Source organism: Sphingopyxis sp. EU05-FHT14B03, assembly GCF_058790875.1.
The window spans coordinates 1050106-1065555 of record NZ_JBYTDC010000001.1 but is presented as its reverse complement, the minus strand read 5'-3'; the positions used below and the strand labels follow the sequence as shown (position 1 = coordinate 1065555).

The window sequence follows — 15450 nt, the reverse complement described above, 5'->3', positions numbered from 1 at the left end:
GGCAGCGGCTCGGCCTGTGATCGGGACAGCCGACGCGGATCGGCCCGAACTGACCGATGGTGTCGCGGCGATCGCATCCGAACTTGCCGAGATTCGCCGCGAATGGCGCGACGCCTATGGTCACAATGCGGAATATGGCAGTGAGGGCTTCCCGTCGCGCGGCGATTTGCTGAAGATCGTCGGGGCGCTGTGCGGCGCGCTCTATCCGCTCCGGCTCGGTCCCGATTTCGTGCGGCCGCACAACGAGCATGTGTTCGTCGAACAGACGCTGCAGACGACGCTTGCGCGGCTTTACGGGCAGGTGCGGCTCGAACTCATCTACGCCATGGCCGACGAAACGACCCATGCCGTCGATGCGCGCGCGGCCGCGATCGTGCGGACCTTCACCGAGCGGCTACCGGCGCTCCGCCGCCTGCTCGATACCGACGTCGAGGCGGCGTGGCGCGGCGATCCCGCCGCGCGCAGCGTCGACGAGGTGCTGATCTGCTATCCCTCGATGCTGGCGATCATTCATCACCGGCTCGCGCATCAATTGCATGTCGATGGCGCAAGGCTGGTCGCCCGGATCATCGCGGAGGTGGCGCACGACAAGACGGGGATCGACATCCACCCCGGCGCACAGATCGGTGACAGCTTCTTCATCGATCATGGCACGGGCGTGGTGATCGGCGAAACCGCGATCCTCGGGCGCAACGTCCGACTGTATCAGGGCGTGACGCTCGGCGCGCGCAGTTTTGCCGCGGACGAGGCGGGGGTGATGGTGCGCAACATTCCGCGCCACCCGATCGTCGAGGACGATGTCGTGATCTATGCCGGCGCGACCATCCTCGGCCGCGTCACGATCGGCGCGGGGTCCGAAATCGGCGGCAATGTGTGGCTGACGCATGACGTCCCGGCGAAGAGCCGTGTCATCCAGGCGCGCGAGCAGAACAGCATAAGCGGGGCGTGATCGGCGGAGATTGATCGCCTCAGGCGGTCTCCCGCTCGCGCGGATCCGAAATCCAGCCGGCCTCGAACGCCGCGGGATCGCTATCGAAAAAGCTGATCGCTTCCTCGATGACGCCATTGTCGCGCACATAGTCGCGCCAGTGCGCGAGCAGTTCGGCGAGCTTGTCGGGATGGGTTTCGGCGAGATCGTGCACCTCGCCGCGGTCCTTCGACAGGTCGTAGAGTTGCCATTGCGAACTGCCGTCGGTGCCGGGGACATAGACCGCCTTCCAGTCGTCCTTGCGCAGCGCGCGGCGGCCGAACAATTCCCAGCCGGTCGTCGTGCCCGCGGGGTGGATCGCCTCGGCGCCATCAAGCCAGGCGGCGAAGCTGCGCCCCGAGGGCTCGGCGATCGCGCGGCCTTTGTAGCTGGCTCCCGGATGGCGGATGCCGGCGAGTTCGAGCAAGGTCGGCGTCACATCCTTCACCGTCCCGAACGCGCTTGAAATCTCGCCCGCACGCTGGCCGCCCGGCGCGCGGATGATCGTCGGCACGCGGATGCCGCCCTCGGTCGTGTAGGCCTTGACCAGCCGCGATGGCGCGGTCGCCGCCTGCGCCCAGCGCGGGCCGTACCAGGCATAGGAGCCCGGGCGGCCGAGATTGTCGAGGCTGTTGTCGCAATGCTCGGCGATCAGCCTGGCGAACACCGGCCCCATGATCGGCATCGCCTCGACGATCGCCCCCTCGGCGCCATTGTCGGAGAGGAAGATGACCAGCGTATTGTCATATTGGCCGGTGCGCTTGAGATGGCCGATCACCCGTCCGACATTCTGATCGATACGATCGACCATCGCGGCATAGATTTCCATCGTCCGCGCCGAATGCGCGCGCTGTTCCGCCGTCTGGTCGGCCCATTCGGGCTCGCCCTCGGCGGCCACCGCCGCGATCGTGGTGTCGGGCGCGACGAGGCCGAGTTCCTTCAGCCGATCGAGCCGGCGTTCGCGCAAGACATCGGGCCCGCCGTCATAGACGCCGCGATATTTCTGGATGTCGGCGTCGAGCGCTTGCAGCGGCCAGTGCGGAGCCGAGAAGGGAAGATAGGCGAAGAAGGGGCGGTCGTCGTTTGCGGTATCCGCCTCCTCGAAAAATTCGATCAGCCGGGTCGTGAAATAGTCGGTCGAATAGAAAGGCGTCGGCAGGTCGGTGACCCATTCGCCGTCCTCGGCATAGATCGGCCCGCGCGCCGCGATGCGGTCGATCGGTCCGCCGCCGAAATGGTCGGCGCCGCCGGGAAGCAGCGCAAAGCTGCGTTCGAACCCGCGTGCGTGCGGCGCGCGGTCTAGTGTGTGGCCGAGATGCCATTTGCCCGACAGGATCGTGCGATAGCCGGCATCGCGCAGCAACTCGGGAAGCGCCGCGACGCTGTCGTTGAGATAGCCTTCATAACCCGGCGCGCCCTTGAAATCGGGACGCACGGTCTCGATCATCGAACCGATCCCGGCGATATGATGATCGACCCCCGACAGCAGCATCGCGCGCGTCGGCGAGCAGGCGGGCGCCGAGTGGAAATCGGTCAGCCGCACGCCTTCGGCGGCGATCGCGTCGAGATGCGGCGTATCGATCTCGCTGCCGAAGGTGCCGAGATCGGAAAAGCCCATGTCGTCGACGACGATGAGCAGGACGTTGGGACGGGCGTCGGTCATAAGGATTCCTTGGAATATGGGAGAGCTAGGGCCGTCGCCCGTCCGGGCAGGCTATCGAGCCGGTCGGTCGCCCGCCGCGACGATACGGACGAGCTGGCGCGGGACATTGCCGTAATCGGCGACGCCATAATGCTGGACCGCGCGGTTGTCCCAGATCGCCAGCGAGCCCGGTTGCCATTTGAACCGCGCGATATTCTCGGGGCGATAGAATTGGCGGGTCAGGAAGGTGAGCAACTCCTTGCTCTCCTGCTCGGGTAGCCGGACGATTTCCTTGGTGAACCCCTCGTTGACGTACAACACGGGCTTGCCGTTGAACGGATGGGTGATCACCACCGGGTGCGCGACGCCGCTATATTCGGCCAGATAGTCATCGAGGTCGGCCTTGTCCTCGATCAGATTATACGCCTTGCCGGTCGGACGATGGATCGCGCTCAGCCCGTCGATCTTGTCCTTGATGTCCTTGGGCAGCGATTCATAGGCCGATATGCCGCTCGAAAAGGCGGTGTCGCCGCCGAGTTCGGGTGCGATGACGCTGCGCAAGATCGACACCTGATAGGGGGTTTCGAGGTAGGTCGCATCGGCGTGCCAGGGGGTGCCATAATAGCTGTTCGAATAGGGCCCCGAGTTGAAGGGGATGATGTCCTCGTCCTTGACCCCGCGGCGCTTCAGGATCGAATCGGCGACCGGCGGACCGAAGATACGCCCGATTTCGGCCTGTTTGGCGTCGTCGATGCCGGTGTCGCGGAAAAACAGCACCTGATGCTGCCAGAGCAGGCCCCGGATCAGGTCGGCGAGTGCCGGGGTAATCGGGCCGGTGAGGTCGAGACCGCGGATTTCGGCGCCCAGATTGGCCTCGACGGGGACGACTTCGAAACGGTCGGAAACGGGACGTTCGGCGGTGATTATGCTGGTAACGGCGTTCATGTCATTCTCCTGATAGCGAGGGGGCTGCTGTCGCTGTCGACTGGCAGGAGGGTCGGTCCGTCATGGATGGGGTGGGGCGATCAGTGGGTCTGCGGCACGCCCAGTTCGGCGAGCAGCGTGTCGCGCAGCGCGTCGAATTCCTTGCCGCCGGCGCAGCGCGGGTGCGGCAGGCGGACGCGGGTGTCGTATCCGATCCGGCCCTCCTTGAGCACAAGGATGCGATCGGCGAGCAGGATCGCTTCCTCGACGTCGTGCGTCACGAGCAGCGTCGCGGGGCCGTGCGCCTGGCACAGCTCGCCGATCAGCCGCTGCATCTTGAGCCGGGTCAGCGCGTCGAGCGCCGCGAAGGGCTCGTCGAGCAACAGCAGCCGCGGTTCGCGTACCAGCGCGCGGGCGAGCGCGGCGCGTTGGGCTTCGCCGCCCGATAGCGTTGCGGGCCACGCGTCGGTACGATGGTCGAGGCCGACCTCGGCGAGCGCGGCCTCGGCGCGTTCGCGCGACGCCTGCTTGCCGCTCAGGCCGATCACGACATTCTTCCAGACCTTTTTCGACTGGACCAGGCGCGGCTCCTGAAACACGACGGTGCGCGCTTCGGGAACCCAGGCCTCGCCGCCATCGGGGGCATCGAGGCCGGCGAGGATACGCAGCAGCGTCGTCTTGCCGCTGCCCGACGCGCCAAGCAGCGCGACGAATTCGCCGCTGTGGATCGTGAGGTCGAGGCTGTCGAGGACGCTATTGCCCGCAAAGCTGCGGCTCACTTCGCTGGCCTCGACCGCGACCGGGTGATGCAGGAAACTGGGCTCGGCGACACGCTCGGCGGCGGCGAAATCGATCGAAAGGACGGCACTCATCGAAAATCTCCTATCGGACGGCAATGCCCGCGCGCCACGGCATGAACAGCCGTTCGAGCGAGCGGACGATCAGGTCGGCGCTGAGGCCGAGGACGGCGTAGATCGCGATGCAGATCAGGATGACATCGACCTGCTGATACATTTGCGCGCTGTTGAGCAAATAGCCGAGCCCCGCCGAGGCGTTGATCTGCTCGGCGGCGATCAGCACGAGCACCGAGACCCCCAGCGCGAAGCGCAGCCCGGTGAAAATCTGCGGCAGCGCCAGCGGCAAGACGACGTCGAGGATCAGCCGGCGGCCGCCGAGTCCGAAGCTGCGCATCGCCTCGATCACCTTGCGGTCGACATTGCGCACCCCGGCATAGGTGTTGAGGTACATCGGGAACATCGTCGCGAGCGCGATGAGGAGAAGCTTGGGCGACTCGCCGATCCCGAACCAGACGATGAACAGCGGGACGAGCGCGAGGAAGGGGATGGTGCGCAGCATCTGGAGCAGCGCGTCGAACAATTCCTCGCCGAGCTTCGACAGGCCCGCGATCGTGCCCAATACCAGCCCGAAGACGATCCCCACCGCGCCGCCGACGAGCGCACGGGTGAGCGAGGTCGCGATCTGCGTGGCGAGGGCCTGCTCGGTCCACAGCTGTTGCCATCCCGCGGCCAGCCCGGCGGGCGAGGGGAGGATCGACGGGTCGATCCAGCCCGCGCTCGTCGAAATCGCCCACAGCGCGACGACGATCAGCGGCCCGATGGCGCGGCGGGCAAAGGACAGCTTTTCGGAGTGGTTGCCGGCCTGGCGGACGACCGGCTGGACGAGCCGGCCGGGATCGCCCGAGGCGGTCGGCCCCGACGCGGCGATCGGCGTCGGCGCGTTCACTTCGCCGCCTCCTGCGCGGCGACGATGCTGTCGTAGCGCTTGTCGAAGATTTGGGACGCGTCGAGCTTCTTGCGGATCAGCCCTTCCTTGAGGAACAGATCGGCTTCGGCCTGATGCGCCGCGATGATGCTGTTGTCGATCGGGGTGTATTTCGACGGCGATCGCTCGATGATCTTCTCGGCGATGTCGATGCCGACATTATATTGCTTCGCGAGCGCCGGTGCGGCCTTCTTCACATTTTCGCGCTGCCAGCGCTGTGCGCGCGCCGCCCGCGCGGCAAGGTCGCCGATCGCCCTGGCCTTGGCCGGATCCGCCAGCGCCGCGTCCGACGCGACCAGATAGTTGAAGCCCGGCGTATAGTCGGCGCCATTGGCGATGATCCGGATCTTCCCCGCTTGTTCGAGTTCGGTCAGGAAGGGTTCGGTCAGGATGATCGCATCGGCCGCCCCCTTGTCGAGCAGGCCCGTGCCGAAACCCGTCGCCTGCACCTGCTTGATGTCCTTGAGCGACAGGCCCTGCTTCTCAAGCAGGTTCGCGATGAAATAGTGCAGCACCGTGCCCTTCATGAAGGTCACCGACTTGCCCTTGAGGTCGGCCGCAGTGCGGATCGGCGAGCTGGGTTTGACGACCAGCGCATAGGCCGATCCGCCTGCCTTCGCCGATTGGCTGACCGCGACGACCTTCACCGGGCTGCCCGCCGCCTGCGCGAAGATCAGCGGAGTTTCGGCCATCCAGCCGACGTCGATCGACCCGCCGGTCTGCGCGGCGATGATCGGCGGGCCGCCGATGAAGTTCGCCCATTCGATCTTGTAGTCGGTCGGCTGACCCTCGCCCGCGACGTCGAGCGAGGATTTGAGCGCGTGGAGCTGGTCGGCGACCTTCAGCGTCGTGCCGCTTTCAGCCGTACCGCCGCACGCGGCGAGTGAAAGAAATGCGCCGGCAACAAGCCCGCGAAGTGGGATGAGGGAGAGTTTCATGATGACCGCCTTTGTTTGTTCTGGGTCAGGCGGCGGTCGGGCCGACGGGGCGGTCGCCGACGATCGTCACGCGCTCCATGTGGCGCGCCTCGCTATAGTCGGGGACGGCGTAATGCTGTGTCGCGCGATTGTCCCAGAAGGCGATCGATCCGGGCTTCCAGCTCCAGCGGACATGGAATTCGGGGCGCTTCACCTGATTGAAGAGCTTGGCGAGGAGGGCGTCGCTCTCGGCTTCGGGCAGGCCGACGATGCGGCGGGTGAAGACCGAATTGACGTAGAGGACTTTCTCGCCGGTCTCGGGATGGATGCGCACCACCGGATGCTCGACGGGCGGGAAGGTCTTTTGCAGCGCATCGCGCTTTTCCTCGGTGTCGAGGAATTGCAGGAAGGTGCGCGTGTCGTGGATCGCGGTGAGGCCGTCGATCCGCTCCTTGGTTTCGTCGTCGAGCGTTTCATAGGCGGCGACCGCATTGGCGAAGACGGTGTCGCCGCCGAGCGAGGGCGAAACGCGCTGGATCAGGATCGAGGCGGCAGATGGTTCGGCGCGGAAGGTCGTGTCGGCGTGCCAGTTGCCGTCGCTGGTCTGGCGGTAGCCACCGGGCAGCCGGTCCTTCAGCTCTTCCGAAATCAGCGGCAGGATCTGAGGATAGTCGGGCAGCGAAAAGACCGGATGCTCCTCGAGATCGCCGAACGCGGCGCCGAGCGCGATATGCTGTTCGCGCGTCAGATTCTGGTCGCGGAAAAAAATGACCCGATATTTGAGGAGGGTGGCGCGCAGCGCGTCATAGGTCGGCCGGTCTAGCGGCGTGGCAAGGTCGATGCCGGTGATCAGCGCGCCGAGGCTGGGCTGGAGCGGGGTGATGTCGAAATGCCCGGTTGCTGGGGCGTTGCGGTCGAGCGTCTGGACGGTCATGGTCGGATTCCCTGGTTAGAAAAGGACGTGCAAAAGGGACGGCTATCGCGGTGACGCGAAGCCGTGGCAGGTGCGGCGGCAGGGGGCCGCAGGAAGATTTTGGCGCGCGCTCCGGGTCAGAGGTGGCGCGCCGTCATGGGCACGCGGGGGCTATCGCGGCGTAGGGATGTGCATCGTATCACCTCATCATCTGAGGGGAACACGATACCTGGCGCTGTCGCCTGAGCATCGCGCGCTTTAGCTGTTGGTAACGCGGAGCAAGCTGCTTCCCGGTCAAAAGCCGCGAATCCCGAAAATCCATGCCGGTCGGGATCAGGCCGGTAATTCAACTTGATTGGTAGAGTTGAAATGGTCAAGCCTAGTTTCGCTTTTAGGCGGCAAAGCGTCGCTCGGTTGGCCCGTTCCGTCGCGACCGGGCGCGGGACGCTTCTTTAGGGGCATCATCCGGGTGACGATATTCGCGAGCGCGCGTCTCGCGAATGATCGCGCGGGAGGCCGGACGGCGGTTCATCCCTGTTCTATCCGGCATGGCGGCGGTAAAGGATTTCAACTTCGCAAAAAGGTCGCCCGCTATGAAATTCCTGATCGCCACTCTCACCTCGGCCCTGCTCGCCTTCGCGACCCCCGCTCTGGCGGCACCGCAGCAGGGCGATGTCATCATTCGCCATGTCACGCTGATCGATGTCGAGGCGGCGAAGGCGGTGGAGGACCAGGCGATTGTGTTGCACGGCGACGATATCGTCGCGGTCGGTCCCGATGCCGCGATCGCGCAGGCGTGGCGTGCGAAGCAGCGGGTCGAGGGCAAGGGCAAATATCTGACCCCCGGCCTGTGGGACATGCATGTCCATTTCGGCGGCGGACCCGACCTGATCGAAGAAAATGCGGCGTTGTTTCCGCTCTATGTTGCCAACGGCATCACGACGATCCGCGACTGTTCGGGCGACCTCGCCGACCAGGTGCTCGCGTGGCGCGGCGCGATTACGGAGGGCAAGCTCTTCGGCCCGCGGCTGCTCACCTCGGGCGCGAAGATCGAAGGGATCGCGCCGCTGTGGAAGGGGACGATCGAGGTCGGCAGCGAGGCCGATGTCGATGCGGCGCTGGACCGGCTGAAGAACCGCGACAAGGTCGATTTCGTCAAGATCACCGACAGCACGCTGAAACCCGAGTTGTTTCTCTATGCCCTCAAGCAGGCGAAGGCGTTGGGCATCAAAACCTCGGGCCATATCCCGATGGCGCTGACCACCGGGCAGGCGGTCGATGCCGGGATCAGTTCGATCGAGCATCTCGATTATGCCTATAATGCCGGGGCGAAGGATGAGGCGGCGATCGCCGCCGACTTTGCCGCGGGCCGCATCGACCGCGCGGAGGCCAACCGCCGCCTCGATAGCGGGTTCGACCGTGACACCGCGATGGCCGCCTATCGGCGTTTCGCGCAGCAGGGCGTATCGGTCACCCCGACGCTGAACGGCAGCCGGATCATCGCCTATCTCGATCGCGACGATCACAGCAAGGACGCGGGGCTCGCCTATATCGGGCCGAAGCTGCGCAAGACCTATGACTGGCGCGTCGAGCGCGCGGCGAAGGCCGATGCCGCGGCGATCGCGGCGCGGCACAAGCAGATCGAGGATGTCGGGACGATCCTGCCGATGCTCGCCGAGGCGGGAGTGCCGATCATCGCGGGGACCGACGCGGGCTTCCTCAACAGCTACAATTACCCGGGCTTCGGGCTGCACGACGAGCTCGCGCTGTTCGTCGAAAAGGGGCTGACCCCGGCGCAGGCGCTCGCGTCGGCGACGCGCGCGGGCCCTGCATGGTTCGGTTGGCTGGGTCGCTATGGCGCGATCAAGCCCGGCATGGCGGCGGACCTCGTGCTGCTCGACCGCAATCCGCTGGAAGACATCGCCGCGACGCGCGCGATCGATACGGTGGTGATGCGCGGGATCGTCCACGACCGCGCCGCGCTCGACGCGATGCTCGCCGATACGCGCGCCAAGGTTGCGGCTTGGGATGCCGAGGCGGCGCGAAGCCCTAGGGGGTTGCCGCGGGCGCCGAGGAGCGGGCGCGCCAGACGCTCCACAGGGTGAACAGGCCCATTGCCGCCCAGATGACGTTGAGCCCTGCCGAGGGCAGTGCGCCATTATAGCCCGAGTTGATGACGAAGCCGCCGGCGCCGACAACGTTCATCCACTGGTAGAGATAGCCGCGCGGCTCGAGCTTGCCGAGCGAGAGCAGGATATAGCTGGCGAGAATGATCGCGGCGGCGGTCCAGCCGATGATCTCGATGCCGATGTTGAATGCGCCCATATCCCGTCCCTTCGCGGTCGTTTGCGCCGCCTGTTTCGGGGACGGCCGTTCAGCGCATGCCCCGTTCGAGTGCGTCGACCGCATCCTTGGCTTCGGCAAGCCCCAGCCCGGTCTTTTCGCGCATCAATTTGATCGCCTCGATCTTGCGGTTCTGGCGGATGAGGTCGAGGATTTCGTCATCGCTGACCCGTTCGTCGCCGACGTGGACCATGGGGCGCGGTGCAGGACGTGGTGGGGCCGTCAGGTCGCGCTGGTCGCCCTGACCCTTGCGGATCAGGAAGAGCGTCAGCGCGACCCCGAGCAGCAGGCCGAGGACGAAAGGGATCAAGGCGCCCATCGTCCCCGCCTAGTCCTTACGCGGCGAGCTTGCGCAGCACATAATGCAGGATGCCGCCGTTCATATAATATTCGACCTCGTTCGGGGTATCGATGCGGCAGAGCGTGTCGAAGGCGAAGGTCGAGCCGTCGGGGCGCGTGACGTTCACGGTGACCGTCTGGCGCGGCTTGAGGTCCGCGACGCCGGTGATGGTGAAGATATCGTCGCCGGTCAGGCCCAGCGTCTCGCGGCTCTGGCCGTCGAGGAACTGCAGCGGCAGCACGCCCATGCCGACGAGGTTCGAACGGTGGATACGCTCGAAGCTCTCGACGATCACGGTGCGGACGCCGAGCAGGTTCGTGCCCTTCGCCGCCCAGTCGCGCGACGAGCCGGTGCCATATTCCTTGCCGGCGATGACGACGAGCGGGGTGCCGTCGGCCTTGTGACGCATCGCGGCGTCGTAGATCGGCATGACTTCGGCGCCATAGCGCGACATGCCGCCCTCGATGCCGGGGACCATTTCGTTTTTGATGCGAATGTTGGCGAAGGTGCCGCGCATCATGACGTCGTGGTGGCCGCGGCGAGCGCCGTAGCTGTTGAAGTCGGCCTTGTTAACCTGATGTTCCATAAGCCATTTTCCGGCCGGAGAGTCCGCCTTGATGCTGCCGGCGGGACTGATGTGGTCGGTGGTGATGCTGTCGCCGAGGATCGCGAGCGGCTTGGCGTCGATGATGTCCTTCACCGGCGCCGGGGTCATCGTCATGCCCTCGAAGTACGGCGGATTGGCGACATAGGTCGACCCGGCACGCCACTGATAGGTGTCCGAGCCTTCGACCTCGATCTTCTGCCAATGCTCGTCGCCCTTGTAGACATGGGCGTAGCGCGCGACGAACATGTCGCGGTCGACCGCGCCGGCGACGGCCTCGGCGACTTCCAGATTGGTCGGCCAGATGTCGGCAAGGAACACGTCCTTGCCCTGCTGGTCCTGCCCGATCGGGGTGGTGGTGAAATCCTCGATCACCGTGCCCTTCAGCGCATAGGCGACGACGAGCGGCGGCGAGGCGAGGAAGTTCGCGCGCACGTCGGGCGACACGCGGCCTTCGAAGTTGCGGTTGCCCGAGATCACCGCCGCGGCGACGAGGCCATTTTCGTTGATCGCCTTCGAAATCGGCTCGGCGAGCGGGCCCGAGTTGCCGATGCAGGTCGTGCAGCCATAGCCGACGAGGTTGAAGCCGATATTGTCGAGATGCTGCTGCAGCCCGGCCTTGACCAGATAGTCGGTGACGACCTGCGACCCCGGGGCGAGGCTGGTCTTGACCCACGGCTTGGGCTTCAGCCCGAACGCATCGGCCTTCTTCGCGACGAGTCCCGCGGCGACGAGCACGCCGGGGTTCGAGGTGTTGGTGCAACTGGTGATCGCGGCGATGGTGACGTCGCCGTCGCCGATGTCGAAATCCTTGCCCTCGACCGGAACGCGCGTCTGCTTCTTGTTATAGACGCTCGCCATGTCGGCGTTGAACACATCGTCGACGTCGGGGAGCGAGACGCGGTCCTGCGGACGCTTCGGCCCGGCGAGAGACGGCACGACGGTGCCGAGGTCGAGTTCGAGCGTGTCGGTGAACACGGGGTCCGCGGCCCCCTCGACGATCCACAGCCCCTGCGCCTTGGCATAGGCTTCGACCAGCGCGATCGTCTCTTCGGTGCGGCCGGTCAGGCGCATATAATCGATCGTCTTGTCGTCGACGCCAAAGAAGCCGCAGGTCGCGCCATATTCGGGCGCCATATTGGCGAGCGTCGCGCGGTCGGCGAGCGACAGCGAGGCGAGGCCGGGGCCGAAATATTCGACGAAGCGGCCGACGACGCCCTTGGCGCGCAGCATCTGCGTCGCGGTGAGCACGAGGTCGGTCGCGGTGACGCCTTCCTTGAGCTTGCCGGTGAATTTGAAGCCGACGACTTCGGGGATGAGCATCGACACGGGCTGGCCGAGCATGGCCGCTTCGGCTTCGATCCCGCCGACGCCCCAGCCGAGCACGCCCAGCCCGTTGATCATCGTCGTGTGGCTGTCGGTGCCGACGCAAGTGTCGGGATAGGCGACGGTTTCACCCGCGGCATCCTCGCTCGACCACACCGCCTGCGCGATATGCTCGAGGTTGACCTGGTGGCAGATGCCGGTGCCCGGGGGCACCGCCTTGAAATTGTCGAGGCTCTTCGATCCCCATTTCAGGAAGTCGTAACGCTCGCCGTTGCGATAATATTCGATCTCGACATTCTGCTCGAACGCCTTGGGGGTGCCGAATTCGTCGACCATCACCGAGTGGTCGATGACGAGGTGGACGGGGACGAGCGGGTTGATCTTGGTCGTGTCGCCGCCAAGCTTGGCGATCGCGTCGCGCATCGCGGCGAGGTCGACGACGCAGGGAACGCCGGTGAAATCCTGCAGCAGCACGCGCGCCGGGCGATACTGGATTTCCTGGTTCGAATGCGGGTCCTTCTGCCAGTCGACCAGCGCCTTCACATCATCGGTCGACACGGTGAAGCCGCCATCCTCGAAACGCAGCAGGTTTTCGAGCAGCACCTTCATGCTGAACGGCAGCCGCGACACGTCGCCGAGCTTCGCCGCGGCCTTGTCGAGCGAGTAATAAGCGTAGCTCTTGCCGCCGACGTCGAGCGTCGAGCGAGTTCCAAGCGTGTCGTTGCCGGTGGTCGTCATGGTGCAGCAGTCCCCTGTAGGCGCGGCGGGGGAAGACCGTCCGACGGACCGAGCGGGAGAGCGGGGCCGAAGGGAGTCGCGCGCGCGGTTATTGTTGGCGTGGCCTTACGCCGGGGGCGGGGAAATGCAAGGGGGTGGCAGAGGAGTATGCCTCGTTATCGTCCGTTCCAGGCATCGTCGATCGTCGTGAAGATATTGGCGAGGCTGAGCCCGAGCATCTGAAAGGCAATGATGCAGGCGACCGCGATCAGTGCCGCGATCAGTCCATATTCGATGGCGGTCGCGGCCCTTGTGCCGTCGATCAGCCGAATTTTCCGCATGGTGAATTTCCCGTACAGGATCGGCCCCCGGCGATGCCGGGCAATCTGGAACGTTACGTCAGAACAATCTGTTCGAGGACGGGGCTAACGGGCGTGAAGCTACGCGGTGTGGCAGGCGGGTGCGCGGGCGGATCAGCCGTCCGATTGCGCTTCGCGCGGCGCGGTGCCCTCGGCATAGGGGTTTTCGGCGGGGCGGCCGAAATAATAGCCCTGCGCCTGCGGGCAGCCCTCGTCGAGCAGCATCTGGCGCTGGGCCGCGGTCTCGACCCCCTCGGCGACGATCGGCATGTTGAAGCTGCGCCCCAGCCCGATGATCGCGCGGACGATCGAGCGCGCGGCATCGTCATCGTCGATCGCCGAGACGAAGCTCTTGTCGATCTTGATCTTGTCGAAGGGAAAGGCCTTGAGGTTCGAGAGCGACGAATAGCCGGTGCCGAAATCGTCCATCGCGACGCGCACCCCCATGTCACGGATCGCGTGGAGCGCCTTGAGTGCGCTCTGGCGGTTGCGCAGGAAGGCGGTCTCGGTGATCTCAAGCTCGAGCCGGTGCGGGTCGAGCCCCGATTCGCGCAGCGCCTCGCGGACCAGTCCGGGCAGGTTGGGGACCTGGAACTGGATCGTCGAGACATTGACCGCGATCGATATATTGTCGGGCCAGGTGGCGGCGGTATCGCACGCCTGGCGCAGCACCCATTCGCCGATCTGGACGATCGCGCCGATCTCCTCGGCGATCGGGATGAAATCGTCGGGGGGCACCTCGCCGCGCTCGGGATGGTCCCAGCGCAGCAGCGCCTCGTACCCGACGACCGAGCCGAAGGCGGTGGCGACGAGCGGCTGGAAGACGAGGCGCAGTTCGCCGCGGGTGATCGCGTGGCGCAGGTCGTGTTCGAGCGCGCGGCGTTCGCGGGCGACCTCGTCCATCTCCTGGTCAAAGAAGGCGGCGGTGCCGCGGCCGTTGTTCTTGGCGCGGTAGAGCGCGGTGTCGGCGTTGCGCTGCAGCGTCTCGGCGTCGGCGCCGTCGGCGGGGAAGAGCGCGACGCCGATGCTGACCCCGACCGCCATCGGATCGCGTGCGACATCCATTTCCTCGGCGAGGGCTTCGAGGATGCGGGTCGCCAGCCGGCGCGCGTCGTCGGGGGCGGAGACCGCGCGCTGGATGATCAGGAATTCGTCGCCGCCGACGCGGGCGACGATGTCGTCGCCGCGCACCGCGGCGCGCAGGATATCGGCTACGCGGCGCAGCACCGCGTCGCCCGCGGCGTGGCCGAAGATGTCGTTCACCGCCTTGAAGCGGTCGAGGTCGAGCGCGAGCAGCGCGAAGGGGGCGTCGGCAGCGATCGCATCGTCGAGCGCGACGGCGAACTGCGTGCGGTTGGCGAGGTCGGTGAGCGCGTCGTGTGAGGCGAGATGCTCGATCGCGCGCTGCGCCCGTTTGCGATCGGAGAGGTCGCGGATCGCGAGCACCTGGCAGCTGCGGCCGCGATATTCGATCGTGCGCGTGCCGATCTCGAAGATCTGGTCCTCGTCGGCGCTGCCGCGCAGCCGCGCCTCGACCGACGGACCGTCGGGGGCGGCGAAGGGCGACCCGTCGAGGCGGACGAACCAGTCGCCCGGCGCGCTGCCGAGGATCGCGCCGGCGCTGACCCCGAGTAGATCGCCGAGCTGGTGGTTGACCTCGACGATGCGGCCGTCGTGGGTGATCGCGAGCGCCTCGAGCGTCGCTTCGGCGAGGCCGTGGGCATCGGTGAGCCAGCGGTCGATCAGCGAGCCGGTGAGCGCGAGCGCGACGAGCGCGAGGTTGGCGAACACGATCGCGGGGACGAGCCAGTCGCGGGTGACCGCGGCGCCGAGCGCGTCGCCGCGCGTCGGATCGGGGACGAGCGTGGTCGCCGACATGGCGGTGAAATGCAGCGCGACGATCGCCAGCACCGCGAGGCTGGCGGGCAGGGCGATGCGGCGCCATCCGCTGCTGCGTGCGAAGGCGACGAACGACGCCCAGAAGCAGAGCCACGAGGCGGCGAGCGAGACGAGGATGGGGGCGACGGCATAGGAGACATGCGCCGGGGCGATGATCGACGCCATGCCGGTGAAATGCATCGCCGCGACCCCGACCGCGGCGCCTGCGGCGGCGACGGCGCAGCGCGCGGCGGTCGGCGCCTTGCCGAGCCAGCGGAAGCTGACCCAGAAGAAGCCGATCGCGATCGCGACCGAGAGTAGGGTGAGCGAGACGTCGAAGCGGATCGGCATCGCCCCGCGATAGGCGAGCATCGCGACGAAATGGGTGGCCCAGACCCCGACCCCCTGCGCGACCGCGGCGACGACGAGCCAATGGCGGCGGCGCGTCTCGATGCAGAAGGTCGAGCGGTTGAGGACGACGAAGAGGCAGATGTTGCCGAGGACGCAGACGAGCGCGGCGACAAGGACTAGCCACAGGTCATGCTGATACACCACGCATTCGAGGACGCTGAACATAAAATTCCCCCTGGTCCCCGCGCTCATCAGACCAGACAGGCGTAAAGATTGGATTATTATTGGAGAAGATACTGAAACCCGTTGAGAAATAAATGATTCAATACTGAGGGGCGCCGCGAATCGGTGCGACGGGGCGGCATCCTGCCCGCGCGCGACGGGCGC

13 protein-coding genes are annotated in these 15450 nt (G+C 66.1%); 2 read left to right on the top strand and 11 right to left on the bottom strand.

All coding sequences use genetic code 11. The annotated features are described in order from the left end of the window. Nucleotides 1-16: 16 nt before the first annotated feature. A complete protein-coding gene (gene epsC, locus AC3WS4_RS05220) occupies nucleotides 17-949 on the top strand; it encodes a serine O-acetyltransferase EpsC (RefSeq protein ID WP_492735991.1) in 933 nt (310 codons plus the stop codon). Nucleotides 950-968: 19 nt separating this feature from the next. Here epsC and AC3WS4_RS05215 read toward each other — a convergent pair whose 3' ends face one another. The 6 genes from AC3WS4_RS05215 to AC3WS4_RS05190 all read right to left on the bottom strand — a co-directional run bounded on the left by AC3WS4_RS05215 (nucleotide 969) and on the right by AC3WS4_RS05190 (nucleotide 7166). Next, complete coding sequence (locus AC3WS4_RS05215) at nucleotides 969-2630, bottom strand: arylsulfatase (RefSeq protein WP_492735993.1); 1662 nt, start codon at nucleotides 2628-2630, stop codon at nucleotides 969-971. A 51-nt stretch (nucleotides 2631-2681) separates the two neighbouring features. Beyond that, the gene (locus tag AC3WS4_RS05210) at nucleotides 2682-3554 is read right to left on the bottom strand and encodes a TauD/TfdA dioxygenase family protein (protein WP_492735995.1); all 873 of its coding nucleotides are present in this window, start codon (nucleotides 3552-3554) and stop codon (nucleotides 2682-2684) included. An 80-nt stretch (nucleotides 3555-3634) separates the two neighbouring features. Then, nucleotides 3635-4405 carry an ABC transporter ATP-binding protein gene (locus AC3WS4_RS05205; RefSeq protein ID WP_492735997.1) on the bottom strand — a complete coding sequence of 257 codons (771 nt, stop codon included), beginning with the start codon at nucleotides 4403-4405 and terminating at the stop codon, nucleotides 3635-3637. Nucleotides 4406-4415: 10 nt separating this feature from the next. Beyond that, nucleotides 4416-5276, bottom strand: a complete 861-nt coding sequence (locus AC3WS4_RS05200) for an ABC transporter permease (RefSeq protein WP_492735999.1) — start codon at nucleotides 5274-5276, stop codon at nucleotides 4416-4418. Beyond that, the gene (locus tag AC3WS4_RS05195; protein WP_492736000.1) at nucleotides 5273-6253 is read right to left on the bottom strand and encodes an aliphatic sulfonate ABC transporter substrate-binding protein; all 981 of its coding nucleotides are present in this window, start codon (nucleotides 6251-6253) and stop codon (nucleotides 5273-5275) included. Before AC3WS4_RS05195 ends, AC3WS4_RS05200 begins: the two co-directional genes overlap by 4 nt. Nucleotides 6254-6278: 25 nt before the next feature. Further along, nucleotides 6279-7166 carry a TauD/TfdA dioxygenase family protein gene (locus tag AC3WS4_RS05190; RefSeq protein ID WP_492736002.1) on the bottom strand — a complete coding sequence of 296 codons (888 nt, stop codon included), beginning with the start codon at nucleotides 7164-7166 and terminating at the stop codon, nucleotides 6279-6281. Nucleotides 7167-7738: 572 nt separating this feature from the next. Here AC3WS4_RS05190 and AC3WS4_RS05185 point away from each other — a divergent pair. Then, a complete protein-coding gene (locus AC3WS4_RS05185; RefSeq protein WP_492736004.1) occupies nucleotides 7739-9250 on the top strand; it encodes an amidohydrolase family protein in 1512 nt (503 codons plus the stop codon). Here AC3WS4_RS05185 and AC3WS4_RS05180 read toward each other — a convergent pair. The 5 genes from AC3WS4_RS05180 to AC3WS4_RS05160 form a co-directional block, all read right to left on the bottom strand. Then, nucleotides 9195-9470: a CBU_0592 family membrane protein gene (locus AC3WS4_RS05180; RefSeq protein ID WP_492736006.1), complete on the bottom strand. Its 276-nt coding sequence runs from the start codon at nucleotides 9468-9470 to the stop codon at nucleotides 9195-9197. The genes AC3WS4_RS05185 and AC3WS4_RS05180 overlap by 56 nt on opposite strands. A 49-nt stretch (nucleotides 9471-9519) precedes the next feature. Next, nucleotides 9520-9807: a ribosomal protein L7/L12 gene (locus tag AC3WS4_RS05175; RefSeq protein ID WP_492736008.1), complete on the bottom strand. Its 288-nt coding sequence runs from the start codon at nucleotides 9805-9807 to the stop codon at nucleotides 9520-9522. Nucleotides 9808-9823: 16 nt separating this feature from the next. After that, a complete protein-coding gene (acnA, locus tag AC3WS4_RS05170) occupies nucleotides 9824-12496 on the bottom strand; it encodes an aconitate hydratase AcnA (protein WP_492736010.1) in 2673 nt (890 codons plus the stop codon). Between the two features lie 155 nt (nucleotides 12497-12651). Continuing rightward, nucleotides 12652-12816, bottom strand: coding sequence for a Flp family type IVb pilin (locus AC3WS4_RS05165; protein WP_492736012.1), 165 nt, complete (start codon nucleotides 12814-12816; stop codon nucleotides 12652-12654). A gap of 132 nt (nucleotides 12817-12948) precedes the next feature. Then, the gene (locus AC3WS4_RS05160) at nucleotides 12949-15288 is read right to left on the bottom strand and encodes a bifunctional diguanylate cyclase/phosphodiesterase (protein WP_492736014.1); all 2340 of its coding nucleotides are present in this window, start codon (nucleotides 15286-15288) and stop codon (nucleotides 12949-12951) included. Nucleotides 15289-15450 lie beyond the last annotated feature (162 nt).

Coding starts and splice junctions, on each gene's coding strand:
- AC3WS4_RS05215 (WP_492735993.1), bottom strand. CDS start 2,630: ATGACCGACGCCCGTCCCAACGTCCTGCTCATCGTCGTCGACGACATG.
- AC3WS4_RS05210 (WP_492735995.1), bottom strand. CDS start 3,554: ATGAACGCCGTTACCAGCATAATCACCGCCGAACGTCCCGTTTCCGAC.
- AC3WS4_RS05205 (WP_492735997.1), bottom strand. CDS start 4,405: ATGAGTGCCGTCCTTTCGATCGATTTCGCCGCCGCCGAGCGTGTCGCC.
- AC3WS4_RS05195 (WP_492736000.1), bottom strand. CDS start 6,253: ATGAAACTCTCCCTCATCCCACTTCGCGGGCTTGTTGCCGGCGCATTT.
- AC3WS4_RS05190 (WP_492736002.1), bottom strand. CDS start 7,166: ATGACCGTCCAGACGCTCGACCGCAACGCCCCAGCAACCGGGCATTTC.
- AC3WS4_RS05185 (WP_492736004.1), top strand. CDS start 7,739: ATGAAATTCCTGATCGCCACTCTCACCTCGGCCCTGCTCGCCTTCGCG.
- AC3WS4_RS05180 (WP_492736006.1), bottom strand. CDS start 9,470: ATGGGCGCATTCAACATCGGCATCGAGATCATCGGCTGGACCGCCGCC.
- AC3WS4_RS05175 (WP_492736008.1), bottom strand. CDS start 9,807: ATGGGCGCCTTGATCCCTTTCGTCCTCGGCCTGCTGCTCGGGGTCGCG.
- acnA (WP_492736010.1), bottom strand. CDS start 12,496: ATGACGACCACCGGCAACGACACGCTTGGAACTCGCTCGACGCTCGAC.
- AC3WS4_RS05165 (WP_492736012.1), bottom strand. CDS start 12,816: ATGCGGAAAATTCGGCTGATCGACGGCACAAGGGCCGCGACCGCCATC.
- AC3WS4_RS05160 (WP_492736014.1), bottom strand. CDS start 15,288: ATGTTCAGCGTCCTCGAATGCGTGGTGTATCAGCATGACCTGTGGCTA.